The 25,645-nt window shown below is 68.3% G+C and carries 20 protein-coding genes and 1 pseudogene; 17 read left to right on the top strand and 4 right to left on the bottom strand.

All coding sequences use genetic code 11. The features are described 5' to 3' along the window. Positions 1-7: 7 nt before the first annotated feature. Positions 8-2,380 (bottom strand): TonB-dependent receptor, encoded by a 2,373-nt coding sequence (locus tag VQ067_RS01190; RefSeq protein ID WP_340080801.1) that lies wholly within the window; start codon positions 2,378-2,380, stop codon positions 8-10. A gap of 350 nt (positions 2,381-2,730) precedes the next feature. On the opposite strand from VQ067_RS01190, the gene VQ067_RS01185 reads away from it, so the two are divergent. Continuing rightward, on the top strand, positions 2,731-3,648 hold the full coding sequence (locus tag VQ067_RS01185; RefSeq protein ID WP_003117232.1) for a LysR family transcriptional regulator: 918 nt from the start codon (positions 2,731-2,733) through the stop codon (positions 3,646-3,648). A gap of 23 nt (positions 3,649-3,671) precedes the next feature. Here the strand turns inward: VQ067_RS01185 and VQ067_RS01180 are convergent. Beyond that, a pseudogene (locus VQ067_RS01180) lies at positions 3,672-4,396 on the bottom strand (acid phosphatase). A gap of 247 nt (positions 4,397-4,643) precedes the next feature. Here VQ067_RS01180 and VQ067_RS01175 point away from each other — a divergent pair. Beyond that, the gene (locus VQ067_RS01175; protein ID WP_003083961.1) at positions 4,644-6,002 is read left to right on the top strand and encodes an OprD family porin; all 1,359 of its coding nucleotides are present in this window, start codon (positions 4,644-4,646) and stop codon (positions 6,000-6,002) included. A 22-nt stretch (positions 6,003-6,024) separates the two neighbouring features. Here the strand turns inward: VQ067_RS01175 and VQ067_RS01170 are convergent, their stop codons facing one another. After that, on the bottom strand, positions 6,025-7,092 hold the full coding sequence (locus VQ067_RS01170) for an ABC transporter substrate-binding protein (protein WP_019485360.1): 1,068 nt from the start codon (positions 7,090-7,092) through the stop codon (positions 6,025-6,027). 266 nt (positions 7,093-7,358) lie between these two features. On the opposite strand from VQ067_RS01170, the gene VQ067_RS01165 reads away from it, so the two are divergent. From VQ067_RS01165 to atsA, 3 genes are all read left to right on the top strand, one after another. Next, positions 7,359-8,975 (top strand): ABC transporter permease, encoded by a 1,617-nt coding sequence (locus tag VQ067_RS01165; RefSeq protein WP_073665879.1) that lies wholly within the window; start codon positions 7,359-7,361, stop codon positions 8,973-8,975. Then, positions 8,972-9,811 (top strand): ABC transporter ATP-binding protein, encoded by an 840-nt coding sequence (locus VQ067_RS01160; protein ID WP_003137062.1) that lies wholly within the window; start codon positions 8,972-8,974, stop codon positions 9,809-9,811. Before VQ067_RS01165 ends, VQ067_RS01160 begins: the two co-directional genes overlap by 4 nt. Positions 9,812-9,898: 87 nt before the next feature. Further along, entirely contained in the window at positions 9,899-11,509 is a 1,611-nt protein-coding gene (gene atsA / locus VQ067_RS01155) for an arylsulfatase AtsA (protein ID WP_033990148.1), read from the top strand. Positions 11,510-11,608: 99 nt separating this feature from the next. Here atsA and VQ067_RS01150 read toward each other — a convergent pair whose 3' ends face one another. Continuing rightward, the gene (locus VQ067_RS01150) at positions 11,609-12,361 is read right to left on the bottom strand and encodes a 3-oxoacyl-ACP reductase family protein (protein WP_003083953.1); all 753 of its coding nucleotides are present in this window, start codon (positions 12,359-12,361) and stop codon (positions 11,609-11,611) included. Positions 12,362-12,477: 116 nt separating this feature from the next. Here VQ067_RS01150 and VQ067_RS01145 point away from each other — a divergent pair, with 116 nt between their 5' ends. The 12 genes from VQ067_RS01145 (at position 12,478) to siaC (ending at position 25,640) form a co-directional block, all read left to right on the top strand. After that, on the top strand, positions 12,478-13,410 hold the full coding sequence (locus VQ067_RS01145) for a LysR family transcriptional regulator (protein WP_033990149.1): 933 nt from the start codon (positions 12,478-12,480) through the stop codon (positions 13,408-13,410). Positions 13,411-13,588: 178 nt separating this feature from the next. After that, positions 13,589-14,773 carry a trichloroethylene chemotactic transducer CttP gene (cttP, locus tag VQ067_RS01140; RefSeq protein WP_404936398.1) on the top strand — a complete coding sequence of 395 codons (1,185 nt, stop codon included), beginning with the start codon at positions 13,589-13,591 and terminating at the stop codon, positions 14,771-14,773. Between the two features lie 197 nt (positions 14,774-14,970). After that, positions 14,971-15,336 carry a response regulator gene (locus VQ067_RS01135; RefSeq protein ID WP_003083943.1) on the top strand — a complete coding sequence of 122 codons (366 nt, stop codon included), beginning with the start codon at positions 14,971-14,973 and terminating at the stop codon, positions 15,334-15,336. Between the two features lie 27 nt (positions 15,337-15,363). After that, positions 15,364-17,292, top strand: a complete 1,929-nt coding sequence (locus VQ067_RS01130; protein ID WP_033990151.1) for a chemotaxis protein CheA — start codon at positions 15,364-15,366, stop codon at positions 17,290-17,292. Further along, on the top strand, positions 17,279-17,764 hold the full coding sequence (locus VQ067_RS01125) for a chemotaxis protein CheW (RefSeq protein WP_003083938.1): 486 nt from the start codon (positions 17,279-17,281) through the stop codon (positions 17,762-17,764). The genes VQ067_RS01130 and VQ067_RS01125 overlap by 14 nt, the downstream gene beginning before the upstream one ends. Before the next feature lie 35 nt (positions 17,765-17,799). Then, the gene (aer2, locus tag VQ067_RS01120; protein WP_003123817.1) at positions 17,800-19,839 is read left to right on the top strand and encodes an aerotaxis transducer Aer2; all 2,040 of its coding nucleotides are present in this window, start codon (positions 17,800-17,802) and stop codon (positions 19,837-19,839) included. 69 nt (positions 19,840-19,908) lie between these two features. Next, positions 19,909-20,751, top strand: coding sequence for a CheR family methyltransferase (locus VQ067_RS01115; protein ID WP_023091475.1), 843 nt, complete (start codon positions 19,909-19,911; stop codon positions 20,749-20,751). 5 nt (positions 20,752-20,756) lie between these two features. Next, complete coding sequence (gene cheD / locus VQ067_RS01110) at positions 20,757-21,359, top strand: chemoreceptor glutamine deamidase CheD (RefSeq protein ID WP_031638337.1); 603 nt, start codon at positions 20,757-20,759, stop codon at positions 21,357-21,359. Between the two features lie 19 nt (positions 21,360-21,378). Next, complete coding sequence (locus tag VQ067_RS01105) at positions 21,379-22,428, top strand: protein-glutamate methylesterase/protein-glutamine glutaminase (RefSeq protein ID WP_003083922.1); 1,050 nt, start codon at positions 21,379-21,381, stop codon at positions 22,426-22,428. A gap of 262 nt (positions 22,429-22,690) precedes the next feature. Then, positions 22,691-24,682: a biofilm regulation protein phosphatase SiaA gene (siaA, locus tag VQ067_RS01100; protein ID WP_003083920.1), complete on the top strand. Its 1,992-nt coding sequence runs from the start codon at positions 22,691-22,693 to the stop codon at positions 24,680-24,682. Between the two features lie 8 nt (positions 24,683-24,690). Further along, positions 24,691-25,233, top strand: a complete 543-nt coding sequence (gene siaB, locus VQ067_RS01095; protein WP_003083916.1) for a biofilm formation regulator kinase SiaB — start codon at positions 24,691-24,693, stop codon at positions 25,231-25,233. Positions 25,234-25,259: 26 nt separating this feature from the next. Next, positions 25,260-25,640, top strand: a complete 381-nt coding sequence (gene siaC, locus VQ067_RS01090; protein ID WP_003083913.1) for a biofilm formation regulator SiaD modulator protein SiaC — start codon at positions 25,260-25,262, stop codon at positions 25,638-25,640. Positions 25,641-25,645 lie beyond the last annotated feature (5 nt).

Genomic DNA, 25,645 nt, shown 5'->3' with positions numbered 1-25,645 from the left:
TGAAGGCTCAGAAGTCGTAGCGCAGCGATACGCCGAGCGTGCGCGGCTGCCCCACCGATGCGGTGTAGGAGCCGTTGATGCTGGCGAAGGCGCTCAGGTAGTAGTCCTTGTCGAAGGCGTTCTTCAGCCATACCGAGGTGTCCAGCTGGCCGTCGCCGAGATCGCTGCGCAGGCCGGCGGCGAGGTTCACCAGGGCGTAGCCGTCGATCTTCGAAAGGTCGGAGTTGTCCAGCGTGCCCTCGGCGGCGGAGCGGTAGGCGTAGCTGGCGCTGACGTAGGGTTGGAAGCGGTCGTCGAGGCGCCACTGGTATTCGCCATTGAGGTTGGCGATCCATTTCGAGGCGCCGACCACGCGCTGCCCGCTGAGGTCGCAACTGCTCGGCGCGCCGGGCCGGGTGCTGACTTCCGCAGGGCACGGGGCATCCTTGAACGACAGGTAGGTGACGTCGTTGTAGGAGCCGTTGAAGTTCAGGGTCAGGCCGCGCAACGGCAGCGCGGTGGCCTCGAACTCCAGGCCGCGCGAGCGCACGCTGCCGGCGTTGGCCAGCACCTGCACCAACTGCGTCGAGCCCGGCGCCTGGTACAGGGTGGTGGCCTGGTAGCCGTGGATGCCGGTCCAGAACAGGTTGGCGTTGAGCAGCAGGCGCCGGTCGAAGAGCGTGCTCTTCAGGCCCAGCTCGGCGTCGTTGGCGCGCTCCGGTCCGACCAGCAGCGAATCGGCGCCGGCGCTCGGCGCGCTGCCCACCGCCAGGTTGACCCCGCCGGACTTCTCGCCGTGGGACAGGCTGGCGTAGCCGAGCAGGTCGTCGCTGAACTGGTAGCTGAGGCTGAGCAACGCCGAAGGGGCGAAGTTGTACTGGCTGAGATCGCCGGAATCGTAGGCGCCGAGCTGGCCGTTGCGCACCGCCGCGCCGACCCCGCCGACCGCCGCGCCGCCCAGCGGAGCGAAGCGCTCGACCTTGGCGTTCTTCTCCTCGTAGGTACCGCGCAGGCCGGCGGTGAAGTCCAGGCGTTCGCTGAGGTGCCAGGTGCCCTGGGCGAACAGCGCGAAGCTGTCGGTCTCGATCTTGCCGTTGGCCTTCGAGTAGGTGTCGTTCAGCGCGCCGAGATTGGCGCCGAGCAGGTACAGGTCGGCCAGCGGTCCGTAGGAGGTGAAGGTCTTGTTGCCGAGGTTCTGCCTGAACGCGTAGGCGCCCACCACGTAGTCGAAGGCACCGCCGGTGGGCGAGGCCAGGCGGATCTCCTGGGAGAACTGCCGGTCGTGCACTTCCACCCCGGTGTCGTTGATCGCCGAGACGTTCAGTTGCTCGTCGTTGGCCGGGGTGAAGTGCCAGTAGCGGTAGGCGCTGATGGAGGTCAGGCGGTAGCCGCCGGCGAGGTTCCAGTTGGCCTCCAGCGAGCTGCCGCCCTGGTGCACGCTGACGTGCTGGCGGCCGTTGATGTTGACCTTCCTGCGCTGCGGATCGCGCAACGGCGAAGCGCCGACCAGCGCGTCGCGCTGCCAGAAACGCTCGGCGGCGCCGTAGACCACCATGCTGCCGTTGCTCGAATCCTCCTCGTTGTAGTCGGCGATCCAGCGCAGGCTGAAGTCCTCGTTCGGCTCGAACAGCAATTGCCCGCGCGCGCCCTGGCGCTCGCCGCCGTTGAGATAGTTGTCGTCGTGGATGTTCTTGATGTAGCCGTCGTCGCGGGTGCGATAGGCCGAGAGGCGTCCGGCGAGGGTTTCGCCGAGCGGCCCGGAAACCGTGCCGCGGCCCTGGAAGTAGCCGTCCTGCCCGCCGGAGACCTCGACGGTGCGCTCGGTAGTGAAGGTCGGCGCGCGGGTGCTGATGTTCAGCACCCCGGCGGTGGTGTTCTTGCCGAACAGAGTGCCCTGCGGACCGCGCAGCAGCTCCAGTTGCTCGATGTCCAGCAGGTCGAACACGGCCATTCCCGGACGTCCCAGGTAGACGTTGTCGAGGTAGATCCCGGCGCTGCCTTCCAGGCCGTCGCTGGCGGGGTTGTTGCCGATGCCGCGCACGGCGACGCTCGACTGCCGCGCATGGATGTAGGCGACATTGACGCTGGGCAGCACCTGCTGCAGGTCCTGCACCCGGGAGATGCGCTGGGCCTCGAGAGTCTCGCCACCGAGCACGGTGATCGGCGTCGGTACCTTCTGCGAATCCTCCTCGCGGCGACGCGCGGTGACGGTAACCTTGCCCAGGGCCGTATCGGCCTTGGCCGGTGCGCTGCCGGCCAGCGGCGGCGCCTCCTCGGCGGGCGCGGGAGCATCGGCGGCACTGGCCGGCAACGCACCGCCGAGGGCGAGCAGCAGGGCCAGGGCGTAGTCGGAGCCGCCGGGCGGCGTTCGGCGGAGCGGCAAGCGGTAGTGATACTTCATCGTGAATGTCCTCGGTTCCGGCACAGCCGGACGCAGGCAGCAGGCGGCCATGCCGCGCAAGGCAGCGATCTGGCGAAAGGTTCGAAGGGGGGCCGGCGGACGGCTCAGCCCCGGGCGACTGTCAGGGACGACAGCCGCCGGCGACGCGGAAGGGCATTCGGAACGGCGGAGGTGGCGCGGCAAAGGCACGGTGGACCATGTTCAGCTCCTGGGGTCTATCTATGCTTATTACTAAATCGCATATTTTTCTAATTTGTTCTTTGTTGACGGAATAAGAGCTTGCATTTAAAACCAGCACATCCCGAACGGCAAATGCCTTTGTCCAATATTTCCAATGCCGGTAAAGCATCATGGATCTGCGCCAACTGCGTTACTTCATCGCCCTCGCCGAACACCGCAGTTTCGTCCGCGCGGCGGACGCCATGGGCATCACCCAGCCGGCCTTCAGCCGCAGCATCCAGGGCCTGGAGCAGGAGCTTGGCTGCCAGTTGGTGGACCGTGGCAGCAAGGACCTGCGCCCGACGCCGGAAGGCCAGGTGGTGCTGCAACACGCGCTGAGCCTGGTGCAGGGGTCGGCCAACCTGATCCACGAGATCGCCCAGTTGAACAAGCTGGATGCCGGCGAGCTGCGCTTCGGCAGCGGGCCGGCGCCGGCCCAGCAACTGGTGCCGGACGCGGTGGCCGACTTCATCAACCGCCACCCGCGGGTGCAGATCAGCCTGGACGTGGACAACTGGGAAAAGCTCAGCCGCTCCCTGCTCCGCGAAGAGATCGAATTCTTCGTCGCCGACATCCGCGACTTCGAGGCCGACCCGAACTTCCAGACGCGCCCGCTGACCCCGCGCCGCGGCCAGTTCTTCTGCCGTCCGCAACATCCGCTGCTGGGCAAGGACAGCCTGTCCACCAACGACCTGTTCAACTACCCGCTGGCCTCGACCCTGATTCCCCCGGGCATCCGCAAGCTGCTGGCGAACCTCAGCGGCAAGATCGACTTCGCCGCCAACATCCGCTGCGAGAACATGCACGCGCTGATCCGCATCGTCCGCCAGACCGACGCCATCGGCATCGCCAGCGACGAGACCCTGCGCCCCTACCTGCAGCGCGGCGAACTGCAACCGCTACAGTGGCGCAACCTGCCGCAGAACCTGGATAGCCTCAGCGCCCGCTGCGGCATCATCAGCCGCAGCGGCTACCGGCTTTCGGCAGCGGCCAAGGCGATGATCGAGACGCTGGTGGAACTGGACCAGGCGCAACACGCGGCGGCCTGAGCCGCCGCGCGGTTTCCCTTCCTCTACTGGAGTTTCGGCAACCCCAGCGCGCCGCGCAGCTCCTCGCGCACCGCGGCGAAGTCGGCGCCCACCGCCGGATCGGCCAGCAGGCTCGCCACCAGCGCCGCGGCGGCGGTCTGCCCGCCTTCCAGGTCGCTGGGGAAGTGCACGCCGGCCAGCACCCGGCTCTGCGCATGCTCCTCGGCGCGGGCGAAGAACGCATCGTGATGCTCCGGCACCAGCATGCTCAGCAGCGAGGCCTTGAAGTAGCTGTCCATGGTGTGGCCGCTGGGATAGGACTCCCCCTCCGGCGGCGGCAGCACCGGCTTCACCTTCGGTGTCACTTCGTAGGGACGCGGGCGGGCGAAGTGCTTCTTCGCCGGCATCAGCACCTCGACCAGGTTTTCCTGGGCGCGGTTGAAGAAGCTCCGGGTCAGCGGCAGGCGTTCCTTGTCGAACGACGCGCCCAGCAGGTCGCCGGCGAAGGGGAAGACGTTGTCCTCCCACTGGTCGTGGGCGCGTACCCGGCGTACCTGTTCGGCGTGCGCAGGCGTTGCGCCTCCAGCACCGCGCCGAGATCGGCGACGGCCGCAGCCGAGTCCGCCGCCGGCGGCGGCGGGAGGTAGTCGGCCAGGCGCGGTGGGTGGGCCAGCGGATAGGGCGCGGCGGCGGTCTCCCCGAGACAAGACAGCGGTGCGAGCAGCGAAAGGCAGAGCAAGAGCGAAGGGCATAGGGTCTTGTTGTTCATGAAGCGTATTCCCTGAGGCGAGGTTGCATCGGGAGCCGAGGCTCCCACCCACGGCCGTTGCGGATGACGGCCGACGCCACACTCTCCGTCGGTGACTTCCGAAATGCTTGACCCGGCCTGCCGTTGCACATGCCAGCCCCTGCCAATGGCAGGCCCCGGCAAAAGCCGAGGCAGGGAAACACAAGCGGCCTGCGGAGCGACTTCCGAGACTGCGCCCACCTGGCACTCAGGTGGGAGAAAACAATAAATGCAAAATCTCAGACGCGCTGTATTCGCCGGCCTGGTCGCCGGCACGCTTTCCGAAGGGGCGGCCGCGACGGCCGGGGATGGGGGCTTCGTCGAGGACAGCGAACTGCAGTTCCTCGCCCGCACCTACTACTTCAACCGCGACTACCGCGACAGCCCGAACAACGCCGGGCGCAACCGCTTCAAGCCCAGGAGCGAGCGCAACGGCTACCGCGAGGAAACCACCCAGGGCCTGCGCCTCCAGTTCGCCTCCGGCTACACGCCGGGCAGCCTCGGCTTCGGCCTCGACGCCCATGCCATGCTCGGCCTGCAACTGGACAGCGGCGGCGGCCGCACCGGCACCGGCAACCTGCCGGTCGGCGCCGACGGCCATCCCGACCATCGCTACGGCAAGGTCGGCGGCGCCCTCAGGCTACGCCACGGCGAAACCCGCCTGAAGTACGGCCAGACCACCACCAGCGCGCCGGTGTTCGCCGCCAGCAGCAACCGCACGCTGGCCGGCATGGCCTACGGCCTGCTGCTGGAGGATCGCTCGTTCGACGGGCTGCTGCTCGAGGGCGGGCGCTTCACCGCCGCCTCCGGCCCCGGCGAATCCAAGGTCCGTGGCGACATCAGCACCGTCTACGGACGCCTCGGCGCCTATCCGGTGCGCCTCGACGCGGTCGGCTTCCTCGGCGGTCAATGGCAGGCCACGGAGCGGCTGCAACTGTCGCTCTACGCCTCGCGCTTCGACGACATCTGGCAGCAGGCCTATTTCGGCGCCAGCCATCGCCAGCCGCTGGGCGGGGAGCGCGCGCTGCGGGTCGACCTCGACGCCTACCGCACCCGCGACAGCGGCCAGAGCCGCTTCGGCCGCATCGACACCCTGGCCAGCTCCCTGGCCCTGGGCTACGAACAGGGGCCGCAGCGCATCACCCTGGCCTACCAGCGTGTCCACGGCGAGCAGCCGTTCGACTACATGGCCTTCGGCGACGGGCGCTCCAGCGCGTCCATGGTACTGGCCAACTCGGTGGGCTACTCCGACTTCAACGGACCGGGCGAGCGTTCCTGGCAATTACGCTATGACCTGGACCTCGGCGCGCTCGGCCTGCCTGGGCTCAGCCTGCATGCGCTGCATGCCCGCGGCCGTGCCGGGGCCAGCGCCAGCAGTGCCGCCGAGAGCATCTACGCCGGACTCTACGGGCGTGACGGGCGGCACCGGGAAAGCGACCTCGGCTTCGCCTATCGGGTCAAGGCGGGCCCCCTCGCCGGCCTGGCGCTGCGCGCCTCGCAGGCCTGGCACCGGGGCAACGCGAGCTATCTCGACGGCGACATCGACGAAACCCGGCTGGTCGTCGATTACTCCCGCTCGATCTGGTGACACCCCGGGCCGCGGCGCGGCGTCACTCCGCCGCTTGCGCCACGGCCTTGGCCTTGGCCTTCGCCAGCTTGCCGGCCGCTTCCAGCAGTTCCGGCGCGGCCCACTGCTCGGCGCTGAATTCGCGACGGATCAGGCCGAAACGCTTGGCCGCCTGGATCGAAGCATCCAGCCGGCCAAGGAAATCGGCGTCCAGGCGCGGCGACAGGGCGTCGCCCAGCTTGCGGCCACGGTACTCGCTCTGCAGGATCACCACCGGGTAGCTGGCCTGCTTCGACACCAGTTCGATGTAGGCGTCGCGGTTCTCCTCGCGGGCCAGCCAGTCCTGGGCCTGCAACTGCACCTTGAGCAGCCGCTCGGTGATGTCCGGATGGGCATCGACGAAGGCTCCGGAGCCGACCAGCAGCGCCTGCAGGGTGCCGGCGCCGTTCAGGTCGCGGGTGCTCAGCGGAATTTCCGCGAGCCCGCGGTCGCGCAGGGCGAACAGCCCGGCCAGGCCCCAGGTGGCATCGATCTGCCTGGCTGCGAGGGCGGACAGGGCGGCGCTGAAGTCGAGGTTGATCACCTTCAGGTCCTTCTCGCTGAGACCGACGCTGGCCAGGGCATTGTCGAACGACAGCTGGCTGGCGGTGCCACGGAAGATGCCTACGCGCTTGCCCTTGAGATCCTCCAGGGTCTTGATCCCGGAGCCCGGCTGCACGCCGAGATAGTGGTTGACCCCTCGCGCGGTAGCGGCCAGCAGGCGGCTGTCCAGGCCTCCGGACTTGCCGATGATCGCCGCCAGGTCGCCGAGGTAGGCGAAGTCCACCTGGCCATTGGCGAACGCTTCGTTGACCACCGGACCGGCGCCCTTGAAGAAGCTCCATTTCACCGCGATGCCGTCGTTGGCGAACTCCTTCTCCAGCAACTGCCGGGTGTAGAGCACGTCGACCACGCCGCCACCCGAGTGCGAGCTGCCGGCGCTGACGTCCGGCACCGCGATGCGGATTTCCTTCGGCGGAGCGGCGCTCGCCAGCGGCACGTAGGCACCGAGCAGGCCGGCGAGGACAGGCACGGCGAACAGACCGAGCAGGGAAGACGTAAGCGCTTTCATGGGGCGGCTCCTTGGAACGGGAAGAGAGGGATTCCCGCCGGGAGCGGGTGAGCGGCTAGCTATGCACAGCGGCGCCTCGAAAATAAATAATAAAAATTCATTTTTTTATAACCATAAGCAGTATGACAGGCCGCACGGGCCTCTCCGCGTCATATGCAGCCAGAGCATGGAAAATATTCTCCAAATGCATTTGCCGCTGCCTGGCGCCTTTCTTTAAATGACCCTTCTTAGCGAAAAAACGCATTGATGTGGCGATTTATATTCCCATGAAGAATATCGATAAAACCCTTTCGCCCGCCTGGAGCCGGCCCCTGCCGCGCCTGGCGCCGCCGCCCTCCGCGGCTTTCGCCCGGCGCCTGGGGGACAGCCTGCTGCCCTGGTTGCTGCCGCTCGGGCTGGCGCTGCTGTGGTGGGTCGCCAGCCATCGCCACTGGATGTCGGCCCAGGTGCTGCCAACTCCCGAGCTGGTCTGGCAGAGCGCCCGCGAGTTGCTCGCCGGCGAACTCTGGAGCGAATTGGCGATCAGCCTGCGGCGCCTGGCCTGGGGCCTGCTCGCCGGGGTCGCCAGCGGCGCCGCGCTAGGCGCCTGGCTGGGCTTCAGTCCGCGTGCCGAGCGCCTGGTCTTCCCCACCTTCAGCGCCCTCGCGCAGATCCCCACGCTGGCCTGGATCCCGCTGTTCATGCTGTTCTTCGGCATCGGCGAACTGCTCAAGCTGGTGGTGCTGGTGAAAGCGGTCGTGGTGCCGGTGACCATCCATACCCTGGTCGGCGTGCGCGACGCCCAGCCCAAGCTGCGCGAAGCCGCCGCGGTGCTGCGCCTGCCGCCACGCCTGCTGGTCTGGCGGCTGATCCTGCCGGCGGCGCTGCCGGCCTTCCTCACCGGGCTGCGCCTGGCCCTGGCGCAGGGCTGGACCTCGCTGCTGGCGGTCGAGTTGCTGGCTTCCAGCGAGGGTATCGGCTACCTGATGGTGCAGGGCCGGCAACTGTTCATGCTCGACATCGTGTTCGTCTGCATCCTCGTCATCGGCCTGGTCGGGGTGAGCATGGACCGCGCCATCCAGTGGCTCGACCACCGCCTGCTGCACTGGCCGCAAGCCGCCACCGGCGAATTCCGCCGGCGCCCGCCGGGACGCGGCTGGCAGCGCCTGCAGGTCTGGCTGCCGCCGCTGGCGCTGCTGCTCCTGTGGCAGTCGGCGAGCAGCGCCGAATGGGTCGATCCGGCGATCCTCGCCAGCCCTCTGGAAGTGGCGCGGGCGACCTGGAGCGGAGCGCTCGACGGCAGCCTGCCGGGCGCCCTGTTCGACAGCCTGAAGCGCACGCTCGGCGGCCTCCTGCTGGGCGGCGGCCTGGGTTTCCTCGGCGGCCTGCTGCTCGGCCTGTGGCGCCCGGCGGAACGCTTCTTCGGCCCCACTTTCGCGGCACTGCGGCAGGTGGCGATCTTCGCCTGGGTACCGCTGCTCACCGCCTGGTTCGGCCTGGGCGAACCGGCCAAGCTGACGTTCGTCGCAATCGCCGCCTTCTTCCCGCTGCTGCTGGCCACCCAGCGCGGCATCGCCAGCCTGCCGCCGAGCCTCGGCGAGGCGGCCCGGGTGCTGCGCCTGGGTCCCTGGCGACGGCTGCTCCGGCTGGTCCTGCCGGGTGCCGCCCCGTCGGTGTTCGCCGGCCTGCGCCTGGCGCTGATCTACGCCTGGCTGGGAACCATCGGCGCCGAGTACTTCATGCCCTCCGACGGCGGCATCGGCAGCCTGATGATCGGCGCCCAGCAATTGTTCCGCATGGACCTGATCGGCGCCGGCATGCTCCTGGTCGGCCTCACCGGCGCCCTGCTCAATGCCCTCGGCCAACGCATCGAAGCGCGCGCCACGCGCTGGAGACACGCATGAACGCATTCACCGCGCCCGCCACGGGCACCCCGCTGGTTAGCTTCCGCCAGGTGCGCAAGCACTTCGCCGTGGACGGCCGGCGACTGGAAGCGATCCAGCAGTTCGACCTGGAGATCGGCGAGGGCGAGTTCATCGCCATCGTCGGCGCCAGCGGCTGCGGCAAGTCGACCCTGCTGCGCCTGCTGATCGGCCTGGACCGCGACTACGACGGCGAGATCCGCGTCGACGGCCGGCCAATCGCCGGCATCGGCGGCGAACGCGGCATCGTGTTCCAGGAGCACCGCCTGTTCCCCTGGCTGACGGTGCAGCAGAACGTCGCCCTCGGCCTGGTCAACGAAGCCCTTGGCGAAACCGACAAGGCGGCGCGGATCGACGAATACATCCGCCTGGTCGGCCTGCACGGCTTCGAGCGTGCCTACCCGCACCAGTTGTCCGGCGGCATGGCCCAGCGCGTGGCGATCGCCCGCGGCCTGGTGGCCAGCCCGCGCCTGCTGCTGCTCGACGAGCCGTTCAGCGCCCTCGACGCACTGACCCGCCAGCAGTTGCAGGAAGAGTTGCTGGCGATCCGTCGGCGCACCCGCATCACCACCCTGCTGGTCACCCACGACGTCGAGGAGGCGCTCTACCTGGCCGACCGGGTGGTGGTGATGGAGCCGCGCCCGGGGCGGATCAGGCGGGTGGTCGAGGTGGACCTGGCGCACCCGCGCGAGCGCGGTGGCTTCGACTTCCTGCGCCAGCGCGAAGCGCTGCTGCACGAACTGACCGCCGACGGCGAGTACGTCGCGCCACCGCCGCGACGGGTGGAAAACCTGCCCTTCGAATTCCTCGCTTGCTGAAAAGCCCCTTGCCCTGGCCCTTTCCCCCTGCGGGAAGGGCGGGGGCGAGGGCCCCACCCTCTCCTCCCATCCAGACGAGACCCGCGCATGAGCAAACGCCCCAACTTCCTGGTGATCGTCGCCGACGACCTGGGCTTCTCCGATATCGGCGCCTTCGGCGGCGAGATCGCCACGCCGAACCTCGACGCCCTGGCCATCGCCGGCCTGCGCCTGACCGACTTCCACACCGCCTCGACCTGCTCGCCGACCCGCTCGATGCTGCTCACCGGCACCGACCACCACATCGCCGGGATCGGCACCATGGCCGAGGCGCTGACCCCGGAACTGGCAGGCAAGCCGGGTTACGAAGGGCATCTCAACGAGCGCGTGGTGGCGCTGCCGGAGCTGCTCCGCGAGGCCGGCTACCAGACCCTCATGGCCGGCAAGTGGCACCTCGGTCTGAAGCCGGAACAGACGCCCCATGCACGCGGTTTCGAGCGTTCCTTCTCGCTGCTGCCGGGCGCCGCCAACCACTACGGCTTCGAGCCTCCCTACGACGAAAGCACTCCGCGCATCCTCAAGGGCACGCCGGCGCTCTACGTGGAAGACGAGCGCTACCTCGACACGCTGCCGGAGGGTTTCTATTCCTCCGATGCCTTCGGCGACAAGCTGCTGCACTACCTCAAGGAGCGCGACCAGAGCCGGCCGTTCTTCGCCTACCTGCCGTTCTCCGCGCCGCACTGGCCGCTACAGGCGCCGCAGGAGATCGTCGAGAAGTACCGCGGCCGCTATGACGCCGGCCCAGAGGCGCTGCGCCAGGAACGCCTGGCCCGGCTCAAGGAGCTGGGCCTGGTGGAGGCGGACGTCGAAGCCCATCCGGTGCTCGCCCTGAGCCGCGAGTGGGAAGCCCTGAACGACGAGGAACGGGCGAAGTCGGCGCGGGCGATGGAGGTCTACGCGGCGATGGTCGAGCGCATGGACTGGAACATCGGCAGGGTCGTGGACTACCTGCGCCGGCAGGGCGAGCTGGACAACACCTTCGTCCTGTTCATGTCCGACAACGGCGCCGAAGGCGCCCTGCTGGAGGCGTTCCCGAAATTCGGCCCGGACCTGCTGGGCTTTCTCGACCGGCACTACGACAACAGCCTGGAAAACATCGGCCGCGCCAATTCCTACGTCTGGTATGGCCCGCGCTGGGCCCAGGCGGCCACCGCGCCGTCGCGCCTGTACAAGGCGTTCACCACCCAGGGCGGCATTCGCGTGCCAGCGCTGGTGCGCTACCCGCGGCTAAGCCGGCAGGGCGCGATCAGCCATGCCTTCGCCACGGTGATGGACGTCACCCCGACCCTCCTCGACCTCGCCGGTGTCCGCCACCCAGGCAAGCGCTGGCGCGGCCGCGAGATCGCCGAACCGCGCGGCAGGTCGTGGCTGGGCTGGCTTTCCGGCGAGACCGAGGCGGCCCACGACGAGAACACCGTGACCGGCTGGGAGCTGTTCGGCATGCGTGCGATCCGCCAGGGCGACTGGAAGGCGGTGTACCTGCCGGCCCCGGTGGGTCCGGCCACCTGGCAGCTCTACGACCTGGCCCGCGACCCGGGCGAGATCCACGACCTCGCTGACAGCCAGCCGGGCAAGCTGGCGGAGCTGATCGAGCATTGGAAGCGCTACGTCAGCGAGACCGGTGTCGTAGAGGGGGCTTTGCCTTTCCTGGTGCGATAAGCGGAACCTCTCCCCTCGCCCTCTCCCTTCAGGAGGGAACGTCTGGCCATAAGGTCGGGGAGAGGGGCTACTTCGCCGGGCGGAACGAGGCGCCCCGGGTCAGGCCGAGAAACCGCCATCGATGGTCAGGCTGGCCCCGGTGATGTAGGCCGCTTCCGGCCCGGCCAGGTAGGCGACGAAGCTGGCGATTTCCTCGCTGCGGGCGTAGCGCGGCAGCGCCATCAGGCCCTTGAGGGTCTCGGCGAAGTCGCCGTCGTCCGGGTTCATGTCGGTATCCACCGGACCCGGCTGCACGTTGTTCACCGTGATCCCGCGCGGGCCGAGGTCGCGGGCCAGGCCCTTGGTCAGGCCGACCAGCGCCGACTTGCTCATCGCGTAGGTGGCGCCGCCGGCGAACGGCATGCGTTCGGCATTGGTGCTGCCGATGCTGATCACCCGCCCGCCGTCGCCCATGTGCTTGACCGCCGCCTGGGTGGCGACGAAGACGCTGCGCACGTTGATCGCCAGGGTCCGCTCGAAGTCGGCCAGCGGCAGCTCTTCCACCGAACCGAGGGCGAGGACAGCGGCGTTGTTGACCAGGATGTCGATGCGTCCGAAGCGAGCCGCCGCTTCGTCGACGGCGGCGACGAGCGCGGCCGCGTCGGCGCTATCGGCATGCAGGGCCAGGATGCTGGCTCCGGCGCCTTCGAGTTCGGCCGCCAGGGCCCGGGACTTGTCCGCCGAGCTGACGTAGGTGAAGGCGACGCTGGCGCCTTCGGCGGCCAGCCGGCGAACGATGGCGGCGCCGATGCCACGGGAACCGCCCTGGACGAAGGCGACTTTGCCGGCGAGGGATGCAGAGGATACGGACATGGAAATCTCCATCGGAGTGGATAGACAGGCCCCGAGTTTCCGCCGTCCATTGCAGACCTGGTAGCGGGTAATCGCTATATTCAGCCGATACCAATGGTTTATGCGGGCCCTTTCCCATGGAAACCCTCAGCAATATCCAGTGCTTCGTCCGCAGCGCCGAGGCCGGCAGCTTCGCCGAGGCCGCCAGGCGCCTGGGCCTGACGCCGGCCGGGGTGGGCAAGAACGTCGCCCGCCTGGAAAGCAACCTCGGCGTGCGCCTGTTCCAGCGCAGCACCCGGCGCCTGACCCTGACCGAAGCCGGGGAGCGTTTCCTGCAAGAGGTCGGCGGCAGCCTGGAGGGCATCCAGACCGCTCTCGCCAACGTCTCCAGCGTCGGCAACCAACCCAGCGGCACGTTGAAGGTCAGCATGGGGCTGGCCTTCGGCCGCGACTACATCCTGCCGCTGCTCGGCGAGTTCCTCGAACGCTATCCCGACATCGTGCCCGACTGGCATTTCGACAATCGCCAGGTCGACCTCATCGGCGAAGGCTTCGACGCCGCCATCGGCGGCGGTTTCGAACTGCCTCCCGGGGTGGTGGCGCGCAACCTGACGCCGGGCCACCTGATCCTCCTCGCCTCGCCCGCCTACCTCCGCGACAAGCCGCCGATCCGCCATCCAGGCGACCTGGGCGGCTTCGACGGGATCCGCATCCGCTCGCCGCAGACCGGCCGCGTGCGCTCCTGGCCGCTGCGCCAGCGCAACGGCGAGGAGGCGCCGATCGAGCTGCGCGAACGCATGACCATGAGCGACCCGGAAGCCACCTGCGAGGTCGCCGCCATGGGCCTGGGCATCACCCTGGTATGCATGCAGCACGCCTATGCCTACCTGGAGTCCGGCGCCCTGGTGCGGGTCCTGCCGGACTGGTACGTCGACGCCGGCAACACCAGCCTCTACTACGCGGCGAACAAGCTGCTACCGGCCAAGACCCGGGTCTTCGTCGACTTCGTCGTCGACTACTTCCGCCGCCAGGACCTGGCCCGGCGCTTCTCCGCCTTCCCAACCGGCTAGCGCCAGCCATCCGTCGCTTCGGCAACCGGGAAAAGGCCCTGGCACCGGCCTCGCCGGAAAAACGGCAGTTTGACATTACCGATTGGGACTCTAGTTTTAGAAAACGCCGCCGACGAGCTTGGAAGGTGTCTTCCGCACGGTCCCGGGACCACCTGGAAGCCCTGCTCCGATCCGGCACATGGAGTGCAGCATGCGCGAGTCCCTCGGTGTTTCGTTACCATCCCGGCCCCTGCTGCTGAAGCTGGGCCTGCTTTCCCTACCCTGGGCGTTGTGCGCCGGGCTGCATGCCGTCGGCCTCGGCGTCTGGCTGGCCCTGGCGCTCGGTTGGTTCGCCAGCCTGGCCATGCTCTTCCTCCTCCTGCGCGACCCTCGGCAAGCGGTAGCGAATGCCAGCCCGCAGGCGGATGCCGCTTCGCCGGCCTGGAGCGCGGCGCAACGGGCGCTCGCCGACGAAACCGCGCAACTGGACGGCCACGCCCGGCAGATCGATGAACTGCTGCATTCGGCGATCCGCCAGCTCAGCGACAGCTTCCACGGCCTCGCCGAACGCATCGATACCCAGCGCGGCCTGTCCCATTCACTGATCGAGCGCTACGACGGGCGCGGCCAGGTCGACGAAGGCATCAACTTCCAGGACTTCGTCAGGACCACCCAGCAGACCCTCAGCCTGTTCGTCGAGGCTACCCTGGAAACCAGCCGGACCTCGCAGCAACTGGTGGAACGCATGGACCAGGTGCGCCTGAAGATCACCGAGATCCTGCAGTCGACCCAGGACATGGACGCCATCGCCAAGCAGACCAACCTGCTCGCCCTCAACGCCGCCATCGAGGCCGCCCGAGCCGGCGAGAGCGGCCGCGGCTTCGCCGTGGTCGCCGATGAGGTGCGCGCGCTGTCGACCCGCTCCACGGAGTTTTCCGCCGCCATCCGCAAGCACGTCGACGTGGTCCACCACGAGATCCAGGACGCCGAGAGCGCGATCTCGCAACTGGCCGACAAGGACATGTCCTTCGCCCTCGATTCCAAGCAGAAGATCCAGGGCATGCTCGATGACCTGGAGGCGATGAACCGGCACACCCTGAAGGTCATCCACGAACTGGACCGGCTCTCGCTGGAAGTCGGCCAGGGCGTCGATGCGGCGGTCACCGCCCTGCAATTCCAGGACATGGGCAGCCAGTTGCTCGGCCAGATGCGCAAGCACCATGCGCGTCTTGGCGCCTTCGCCTTCGGCCTCGGCGCGCTGGAGGCGCGGCCGCGCCAGGAATGGCCCGAACGGGTCGCACGGGAGGTCGAGGAACTGCGCCGGCCCTTGCCCAGCCCGGTGAGCCAGAACAGCGTCAACGTGGGCGAAGTGGAATTGTTCTGAGGGTTATCGATAGCCAATCCGTCTAACCGGATAACTATCCGACGAGAAACCGGCGCCAATAATTGAAATCCACCGGACATTGTCTTTACTGGAACTAGCAAAGGGCCATCAGAGCCCTCCGTCACAGCCACCTGGCACACACCACCTTCGCCGCCGAACTTGGCGCTGCGGTAGGGACACCGTGAGGACGCAAGACCATGGGCAAACCGATTCTGATCGTCGACGACTCGGCGTCTATCCGCCAGATGCTGAGCTTCACCCTGAAGTCCGCCGGCTACGAGGTGGACGAGGCCGCGGACGGCAAGGAAGGCCTCGGCAAGGCCCAGAGCAAGAGCTACAGCCTGGTGTTCACCGACCAGAACATGCCGAACATGGACGGCCTGTCGCTGATCCGCAGCCTGCGTAACCTGGCCGGCTACCGCAGCGTGCCGATCCTCATGCTGACCACCGAATCGAGCGACGCGATGAAGCAGCAGGGACGCAGCGCCGGCGCCACCGGCTGGCTGGTGAAGCCGTTCGACCCGCCGAAACTGCTCGAAGTGACACGCAAGGTCCTGCCCTGATTCCCGTTCCCCCGCGGGGGAGGTCCCATGCCCCAGGATATGAGCCAGTTTCTCCAGGTGTTCTTCGAGGAAACCGAGGAACACCTGGCCACCCTCGAACTCCTCCTGATCGGTCTCGACCTGGACCGGCCGGACAGCGAGACGCTGCACGGCATCTTCCGCGCCGCGCATTCGATCAAGGGTTCCAGCGGAATGTTCGGTTTCGACGACATCACCGCCGTCACCCACGAACTGGAGACCCTGCTCGACCGCATCCGCTGCGGCCAGATGGGCCTGCGGCCGGACATGATCAGCTCCTTCCTCGAAGCCCGCGACGTACTGCAGCGCCTGCTCGACGCCCATCGCAGCGGTCGTCCCGACCCCGGGGTGCCGTTGCTGGAGACGGTCGAGCGGCTGCGCGGCTGGCTGCGGGCGCCGGAACAGGAAGCGGCGGAGGAAGGCTTCGGCCTGTTCGACGACGCGCCCACCAGTCCCGCCAGGGAAACCGCGGGCGACGATGCCTTCGGCTTCTTCGACGAAGGCCCGGGCGCTCCGGAACGAGCGGCCGCGCCGGAAGCGTTCGGGCTCTTCGACGAGGCGCCCGGCGCGCCGGCCGCGAGCGAAGCGTTCGGCCTCTTCGATGACGCGCCGGGTTCCCCGCCCACGGAGGAACGCGCCTTCGGCCTGTTCGACGGCGCCCCCGGCAGCCCCGCCGCGCCCAGCGCGCCCGCGCAAGCCGTCGCCGTGCCGGCCAGGGGCGCAGTCGCGCCGGCGCGTGGCGACGGCGAGTCCGGCTCGATCCGGGTCAGCGTGGAAAAGATCGACAGTCTGATCAACCTGGTCGGCGAACTGGTGATCACCCAGGCCATGCTCGGCCAGCTCGGCGAGCAGCTCGATCCGAGCCACCACGAGCGCTTGCAGCACGCCCTGGCCCAGCTCGAACACAACACCCGCGACCTGCAGGAATCGGTGATGTCGATCCGCATGCTGCCGATCAACTTCATCTTCAGCCGCTTCCCCAGGCTGGTGCGCGACACCGCCACGCGCCTGGGCAAGCAGGTCGAGCTGCACCTGCACGGCGAGCACACCGAACTGGACAAGAGCGTGATCGAGAAACTCAGCGATCCGCTCACCCACATCGTCCGCAACAGCATCGACCACGGCATCGAAACACCCGCCGAACGCCTCGCCGCCGGCAAGCCGGCGAGCGGCACGGTGAAGCTCGCCGCCAGCCACCAGGGCGGCAGCGTGGTAGTGGAGGTTTCCGACGACGGTCGCGGCCTGTCGCGTCCGCGCATCCTCGCCAAGGCCCGCGAGCGCAACCTGCCGGTGCATGACAGGATGAGCGACGCCGAGGTCTGGCAACTGGTGTTCATGCCCGGCTTCTCCACCGCCGAGACGGTCACCGAGCTGTCCGGACGCGGCGTCGGCATGGACGTGGTGAAGCGCAACATCGGTGCCATGGGCGGGCGCATCGACATCGACTCGGCGCCCGGCATGGGCACTCGCATCGGCATCCGCCTGCCGCTGACCCTGGCGATCCTCGACGGCCTGATCGTCGCCGTCGAAGCGGTCAACTACGTGATTCCGCTGACTTACATCGTCGAGTCGCTGCAGGCGCGCAGCGACGACGTGCGCGGCCTCGGCGGCGAAGACAACGCGATGATCCGCGTACGCGGCGAGTACCTGCCGCTGTTCAGCCTGCACGAGCTGTTGCGCATCGGCGGCGAAGCGCCGGCGCCGGAGCAGGGCATCGTGGTGATCCTCGAGTCCGAGGGGCGCAGCTTCGCCCTGCAGGTGGACGAACTGGTCGGCCAGCAGCAGGTGGTGATCAAGAGCCTGGAACAGAATTTCCGCCGCGTGGAGGGTATCGCCGGCGCCACCATCATGGGCGACGGCAGCGTCGCCCTGATTCTCGACGTCGATGCGCTGCCACGCCTGGCGGCGCGGGAGGACACCGCCGATGAACGGCACTGAGGCAAGCCAGGCGAACGGCCCGGCGCAGGAATACCTGACCTTCACCCTGGGCCGCGAGGAGTACGCCATCGACATCCTCCGCGTGCAGGAGATCCGCGGCTACGACCAGGTCACCGCGATCGCCAACGCGCCGCCCTTCATCAAGGGCGTGATCAACCTGCGCGGGGCGATCGTGCCGATCGTCGACCTGCGCATCAAGTTCCACCTCGCCGAGGTCACCTACGACCCGTTCACCGTGGTGATCATCCTCAACATCGGCCGGCGCATCGTCGGCGTGGTGGTGGACTCGGTATCCGACGTGATCGCCCTGGGCGGCGACGCGATCAGGCCGCCGCCGGAGTTCGGCGCCAGCTTCGACACCGAATACCTGCTCGGCCTGGCCACCGCGGGCGAGCGCATGTTGATCCTGGTGGACATCGAGAGACTGATGACCAGCCGCGAAATGGCGCTGGTCGACGAAGCCGCGGCCTGAGCGGCGCCAACGAGGGATAGGCAGGGGATATCGAAATGGGTCTGTTCAATGCACATGCGGTGGCGCAGCAACGCGCCGACCGGATCGCCACGCTCCTCCAGTCGTTCGCCGACGGCCAGCTCGACACCGCCGTCGGCGAGGCCCCGGCGCCCGGCTACGAGCGTCTCTACGACAGCCTGCGGGCGCTGCAGCGGCAACTGCGCGAACAACGCGCCGAACTCCAGCAGGTGGAAAGCCTGGAGGCGGGGCTGGCGGAGATGAGCCGCCAGCACGAAGCCGGCTGGATCGACCAGACGATTCCCGCCGAACGCCTGGAAGGCCGCGCGGCGCGCATCGCCAAGGGCGTCAACGAACTGGTGGCCGCGCACATCGCGGTGAAGATGAAGGTGGTCAGCGTGGTCACCGCCTACGGCCAGGGCAACTTCGAGCCGCTGATGGACCGCCTGCCGGGCAAGAAGGCGCAGATCACCGAAGCCATCGACGGCGTTCGCGAGCGCCTGCGCGGGGCCGCCGAGGCGACCTCGGCGCAACTGGCCACGGCGGCCTACAACGCGCGGATCAAGAGCGCGCTGGACAACGTCTCGGCCAACGTGATGATCGCCGACAACGACCTCAACATCATCTACATGAACCGCACCGTCAGCGAGATGCTCGGCCGCGCCGAAGCGGATATCCGCAAGCAACTGCCGAACTTCGACGCCGGCCGCCTGATGGGCGCCAACATCGACGTGTTCCACAAGAACCCGGCGCACCAGCGGCACCTGCTGGCCAACCTCACCGGCGTGCACAAGGCCGAGCTCAACCTCGGCGGCCGGCGCTTCTCCCTCGACGTGGTGCCGGTGTTCAACGACGCCAACGAACGCCTCGGCTCCGCCGTGCAATGGACCGACCGCACCGAGGAACACCGCGCCGAGCAGGAAGTCTCGCAACTGGTGCAGGCGGCGGCCGCCGGCGACTTCAGCAAGCGCGTCGAGGAAGCCGGCAAGGAAGGCTTCTTCCTCAGGCTGGCGAAGGACCTGAACAGCCTGGTGGATACCGCCGACCGCGGCTTGCGCGACGTCTCGCGGATGCTCGGGGCGCTGGCCCAGGGCGACCTCACCCAGCGCATCGAGGCCGACTACCAGGGCACCTTCGGCCAGCTCAAGGACTTCTCCAACGAGACCGCGCTGAGCCTGTCGCGGATGCTCGGACAGATTCGCGAGGCCGCCGATACCATCAACACCGCCGCCAGCGAGATCGCCAGCGGCAACGCCGAACTGTCGGCGCGCACCGAGCAGCAGGCGTCGAGCCTGGAGGAAACCGCCTCGAGCATGGAAGAACTGACCAGCACGGTGAAGCTCAACGCCGAGAATGCCCGCCAGGCCAACTCGCTGGCGGCCAATGCCTCGGAAGTGGCGACCCAGGGCGGCACCGTGGTGCAGAAGGTGGTCAGCACCATGTCCTCGATCAACGAGTCGGCGCGCAAGATCGCCGACATCATCGGGGTGATCGACGGCATCGCCTTCCAGACCAACATCCTCGCCCTCAACGCCGCGGTCGAGGCAGCCCGCGCCGGCGAGCAGGGCCGCGGCTTCGCGGTGGTCGCCGGGGAAGTGCGCACCCTCGCCCAGCGTTCCGCCGCCGCGGCCAAGGAGATCAAGACGCTGATCTCCGACTCGGTGGACAAGGTGGAGAACGGCAACACCCTGGTGGCCCAGGCCGGACAGACCATGAGCGACATCGTGGTGGCGATCCGCCGGGTCACCGACATCATGTCGGAGATCGCCGCCGCCTCCGCCGAGCAGAGCACCGGCATCGAAGAGGTGAACAGCGCGGTCTCGCAGATGGACGACATGACCCAGCAGAACGCCGCGCTGGTGGAGGAAGCCGCGGCCGCCGCCGAGGCCATGCAGGAGCAGGCGGGCCTGCTCAACCAGTCGGTGGCGGTGTTCAGGCTGGACACTCCGCCGAGCGTGGTCCAGCTCGCCAGCGCGCGGCCGTCCGCGCCACGCCCCAGCGCGCCGGCGCCGCTGGCCCGCAGCGGCATGGCGCGGGCCAGCAAGGCGCGCAAGGAAGACGGCTGGGAAGAGTTCTGAGACCACGCCGCGCCTCCGCCAGGCGGAGGGCGGCAAGCCCTTAGGGTCGACCAGGGAAACCCGACGCCAATGCCCACCTCCACGCCTTCGCCGGTGTTCGGCAACCAGGAGTTCCACTACACCCGCGAGGACTTCCAGCAAGTACGCGAGCGGCTCTACCGGCTGACCGGCATCAGCCTGGCCGAGAGCAAGGCGCAACTGGTCTATAGCCGCCTCTCGCGGCGCCTGCGCCTGCTGCGGCTCGGCAGCTTCGCCGAATATTTCACCCACCTCGACCGCGAGCCGGGCGAGCAGCAGTTGTTCGTCAACGCGCTGACCACCAACCTCACCGCATTCTTCCGCGAACGCCACCACTTCCCCCTGCTCGCCGACCTCGCCCGCCGCCAGTTGCAGCGGCATCGCCCGCTGCGCATCTGGTCGGCGGCGGCGAGCACCGGCGAGGAACCCTATTCGATCGCCATCACCCTGGTGGAGGCGCTGGGCAGCTTCGATCCGCCGGTGAAGATCGTCGCCTCGGATATCGACACCGGGGTGCTCGACTGCGCCCGCCTGGGCGTCTATCCGCTGGAACGCCTGGAGCAGATGCCGGCGCCGTTGAAGAAACGCTTCTTCCTCCGTGGCACCGGGCCCAACGCCGGCAAGGCGCGGGTGGTGGAGGAACTGCGGCAACTGGTGGAGTTCCGCCAGATCAACCTGCTGGAGGCGGACTGGTCGATCGCCGGGGAACTCGACGCGATCTTCTGCCGCAACGTGATGATCTACTTCGACAAGCCGACCCAGACCCGCCTGCTGGAACGCATGGTGGCCCTGCTGCGGCCGGAGGGCCTGTTCTTCGCGGGACATTCGGAGAACTTCGTCCACGCCAGCCACCTGGTGCGCTCCGTCGGCCAGACCGTCTACAGCCCGGCCTGATCGCGATGAACCTCCAGGCCCGGGAAGGCGCGCCGCTGAACCGCTACTACGATCCGTACTTCGCCTGCGATGCGGTGAAGCTGTTGCCCGGCGAGTACTTCGCCAGCGGCGAAGACCTGGTCATCGTCACCGTGCTCGGCTCCTGCGTCTCGGTGTGCCTGCGCGACCCGCTCAACGGCATCGCCGGGATGAACCACTTCATGCTCCCCGAGCGCGGCCTCGGCGGCGACCCGGCCTCGCCGTCGGCGCGCTACGGCAGCCATGCCATGGAACTGCTGATCAACCGCATGCTGACCCTCGGCGCCAGCCGCGAGCGCCTGCAGGCCAAGGTCTTCGGCGGCGGCTCGGTACTGCGCCAGATCAGCGCCGCCATCGGCCAGCGCAACGTCGAGTTCACCCTCGACTACCTGGCCACCGAGCGTATCCCGCTGCTCGCCAGCGACGTGCTGGAGGCCTTCCCGCGCAAGATCTACTTCTTCCCGCGCAATGGCCGGGTCCTGGTGAAGTCCCTGGTGGAGCTGAAGAACGACACCGTGCTGCAGCGTGAACGCGACTACCGCCGCCGTATCGATCGCAACGCGGACGGCGGCCCCATCGACCTGTTCTGACTCTCCGGGAGAGCCCGCCATGCCCATCAGTGTCCTGGTCGTCGACGATTCCGCCCTGATCCGCAGCCTGCTCAAGGAGATCATCCAGGCCGACCCGGAGCTACGCCTGGTCGGCTGTGCGCCGGACGCCTTCGTCGCCCGCGACCTGATCAAGCAGCACGCGCCGGACGTGATCAGCCTCGACGTGGAAATGCCGCGGATGGACGGCCTGACCTTCCTCGACAAGCTGATGAAGGCGCGGCCGACCCCGGTGCTGATGATCTCCTCGCTCACCGAGCGCGGTTCCGAAGCCACCCTGCGCGCGCTGGAACTGGGCGCGGTGGACTTCATCGCCAAGCCCCGGCTGGGCATCGCCGAAGGCATGCAGGCCTATGCCGAGGAAATCCGCGCCAAGCTCAAGACCGTCGCCCGCGCCCGCCTGCGCCGCCGTGCGGCGGACGCGCCGGCGCCGCCGGAAAGCGCGGCGCCGCTGCTCAGCACCGAGAAGATCATCGCCCTCGGCGCCTCCACCGGCGGCACCGAGGCGCTCAAGGAAGTGCTGCTCGGCCTGCCGGCGCACAGTCCCGGGGTGGTCATCACCCAGCACATGCCTCCCGGCTTCACCCGCAGCTTCGCCGAGCGCCTGGATCGCCTGACCCGGCTCAGCGTCAGCGAAGCGCGCGACGGCGACCGCATACTGCCCGGCCACGCCCTGGTCGCGCCGGGCGACCACCACATGGAGGTGCAGCGCTCCGGCGCCAACTACGTGGTGCGTTTGAACCGCCAGGCGCAGGTCAACGGCCACCGCCCGGCAGTGGACGTGATGTTCGAGTCGCTGGCTCGCTGCGCCGGGCGCAACCTGCTCGCCGGCCTGCTCACCGGCATGGGCAAGGACGGCGCGCGCGGGCTCCTGGCGATCCGCCAGGCCGGCGGCTACACCCTGGCCCAGGACGAGGCTACCTGCGTGGTCTACGGCATGCCCCGCGAAGCGGTGGAACTGGGCGCCGCGGAAGACGTGCTGCCGCTCGAACGGATCGCCGCCGCGCTGCTCCAGCAAGCCGCCCGGCGCGGCAGCGGCAACCGCCTCTGAGCGGGATCCTGGCCGGCCCGCTGCGCTTTTTCGCCGCCCCCCGCAACCTCCCCCGCCGAGTCCCCGCCGACGACAGGCCCGAACCACGGGCCTTTGCCTGCTCGCCATCATTGTGACGTCAAATTAATGGCGAAATAAAACCAAATTACGTTGCCTGAAATAATGCACATCTGCACAATTGGCCCTTTCGCCAAAAGTTCGACACACGCTTTCGATCCATGATTTCGGCCGCGGGCCGGGCGAGAAACTGATAGGGATAGCCATGGCGGCGAACTGGGGGTTGCGCGGCAAATCGGTGGTGGCGCTGTTGCTGGCCTGTGCCCTGGCACTGGTCCCGGCGGTGCTGCTGGGCTGGCGCGCGATGGACGACATCCGTACGCACTTCGGCCTGGCCTACGCGAAGAACTTCACCCTGCTGCACCGGCAGAAGATCCTCGCCCCGGTCTCCCGCGAACTGGCGTTGTCGCGCCGTTTCGCCGAATCGGTGGTGACCCGCGACTGGCTGCTGAAGGAAGACGACCCGGCGCGCCGCGCGCTGTTCTTCCGCGAGGCCGAGGGCTACCGCGGCGACTTCCGCGACCACGCCTACTTCATCATCGCCAGCGGCTCCCAGCATTACTACTTCAACGACGGCAGCCAACCCTACAGCGAACGGCCGCGCTACACCCTGGAGGCCGGCGACCCGGAAGACGCCTGGTACTTCAATACCCTGCGCAACAGCGCCGCCTACAACATCAACGTCAATGTCGACAGCAAGCTGAACCTGACCAAGGTCTGGTTCAACCTGGTGATCCGCGACCAGGGCCGGCCCATCGGCCTGGCCGGCAGCGGCCTGGACCTGAGCGGCTTCCTCGACGACTTCATCATCGCCCGCGAGCCGGGCGTGACGCCGATGATCGTCGGCGACGACGGCGCCATCCAGGCCCACCCGGACCGCCGCCTGATCGCCTACAGCTCCGCCGCCGGCGGCGCCAGCGAACGCCACCGGGTGTTCGACCTGCTCGACCAGCCGGAACAGCGCGACGCCCTGCGCGAGGCCATGCGCCTGGCCCGCGCCAAGGCCGGCTCGGTGCACTGCCTGTGGGCCGGCCTCGACGGCCGCCAGCAACTCTTCGCCGTGGCCTACATTCCCCAACTGCGCTGGTACGTGCTCACCGCCGTCGACCTGCACGCCGCCCAGGTCCTCGACAACCGCTGGCTTTGGCCGCTGGCGGGCACGTTCCTGCTGTTGCTGGTGGCCCTGCTGCTGGGCTTCGCCTATGCCGTCGAGCGCCTGCTGTTGCGCCCCCTGCGCAGCCTCAAGCGCTCGGCCAAGGCGATCGCCGCCGGGCGCTACGACACGCCGCTGCCGCTGGCGCGCCAGGACGAGATCGGCTCGCTGTCGAAGGCCTTCGCCAGCATGGCCGACCAGGTCCGCCGGCACACCGCCGAGCTGGAAGACAAGGTCCAGGAGCGCACCCAGGCGCTGGAGGAAGCCAACCGCGAGATGGCCGCCGCGCAGAAGAAGATCGGCGACAGCCTCGACTATGCCAGCCTGATCCAGCGCGCGATCCTCCCCGACCGCCAGCTCAGCGCCACGCTCGGCGAGCATCACTTCATCCTGTGGAAACCGCGCGACGTGGTCGGCGGCGACTTCTACGTGTACCGCGAGCAGGCCGACGGCTACCTGATCGGCGTGGTCGACTGCGCCGGTCACGGCGTGCCCGGCGCGCTGATGACCATGCTCGCCCGCGCCGCCATCGACCACGCCATCGAGGCGGTGGGCAGCCGCGACCCGGCGGCGATCCTCGGCGAGACCGACCAGGCGATGCGCAGCATGCTCAGCCAGGAGCAGATCCCCCAGGCGCTGGCCACCAACATGGATGCCGGGCTGGTCTGGGTCGACCGCCGGCGCCGCCAGCTGGCCTTCGCCGGGGCGAAGATCTCGCTGTACGCCAGCGACGGCGAGGAGGTCCAGGAACTCAAGGGCGCGCGCCGGGCGATCGGCGACAAGCGCCGTGGCGACTACCGCAACATCGAGGTACCGCTGGCGCCGGGCTGGACCTTCTACCTGAGCACCGACGGTTTCCTCGACCAGGCCGGCGGCGAACACGGCTTCGGCTTCGGCAGCCGGCGCTTCGCCGACATGCTCCGCGACCACGCGCGGCAGCCGCTCCCCGAGCAGGCCGAGGCCTTCGTGGCGACGCTCGCCGAGTACCAGGGCGAGCACCCGCAACGCGACGACATCACCATCCTGTCCTTCCGATTCGACTAGGGGCACCCATGGAAACGCTAGACCTGCTGGCCATGCGTGAAAGCTACACCCGCCAACGCATCCTGCTCTGCTTCAACGGACCGATCTCGCGCAGCCTGATCGAGGAGATAGGCCACGCGCTGCGCAACTACCTGCACGCCGAACAGGCCAAGCCGAGCGAAGCGATGGACGTCTTCGCGGTGTACATCGAGATGACCCAGAACATCCGCCACTACGCCAATCTCAAGGGCTACGGCGAACACGAGGCGGCGGCCACAGTAGCCATCGCCCGCAACGAGGACGGCCACTACGTGGTGTCCGCCGGCAACCTGGTGGAGCGCGACGACGGCCAGAGCCTGGTGCGCAGCATCCAGGCCATCGCCAACCTCGACAAGGCCGCCCTCAAGGCCGCCTACAAGGAGCAGCTACGCCGCCCGCGCGACAGCGGCTGCGCCAGCGGAGCCGGTCTCGGCCTGCTGGACATCGCCCGCAAGTCCAGCGAACCACTGGCCGCATCGCTGAAGGAACAGCCCGACGGGCGCGCCTTCTTCAGCCTGCGCGCCGTGATCTGACCCCGTGTTTTAGGAAGAACACCATCATGAGTGACCTGCACATACCCGGCACCCAGTCCACGCCCGCCATCCAGGGCGACTGGCAGGCCGGACGCCTGTCCATGCAAGGCGATTCCTACCCGGAAAACTCCTATGAACTGTTCGGCCAGGTGATCGACTGGGTCGAGCGCTTCCTCGCCGACGGGCAGCGGCCGCTGGAACTAGACCTGCGCCTGCTGTACCTGAACACCAGTTCGATCAAGGCCATGATGGACATCCTCGACCTGCTCGAAGAGGCCCACCAGGGCGGTCGCCCGGTCAGCCTGCGCTGGCACTACGACCGGCGCAACGAACGGGTCGCCGAGCTGGCCGAGGAGTTCCGCGAGGATTGCAGCTTCCCCTTCGCCATCCAGGCCCACGACGAGTAGCCGAC

Origin of the sequence: Pseudomonas sp. KBN12P06040, from assembly GCF_037574965.1 — a bacterium.
GTDB lineage: Bacteria > Pseudomonadota > Gammaproteobacteria > Pseudomonadales > Pseudomonadaceae > Pseudomonas > Pseudomonas aeruginosa.
Note: the sequence above shows the minus strand (reverse complement) of the source record. Positions and strands in the feature narration are given on the sequence as shown.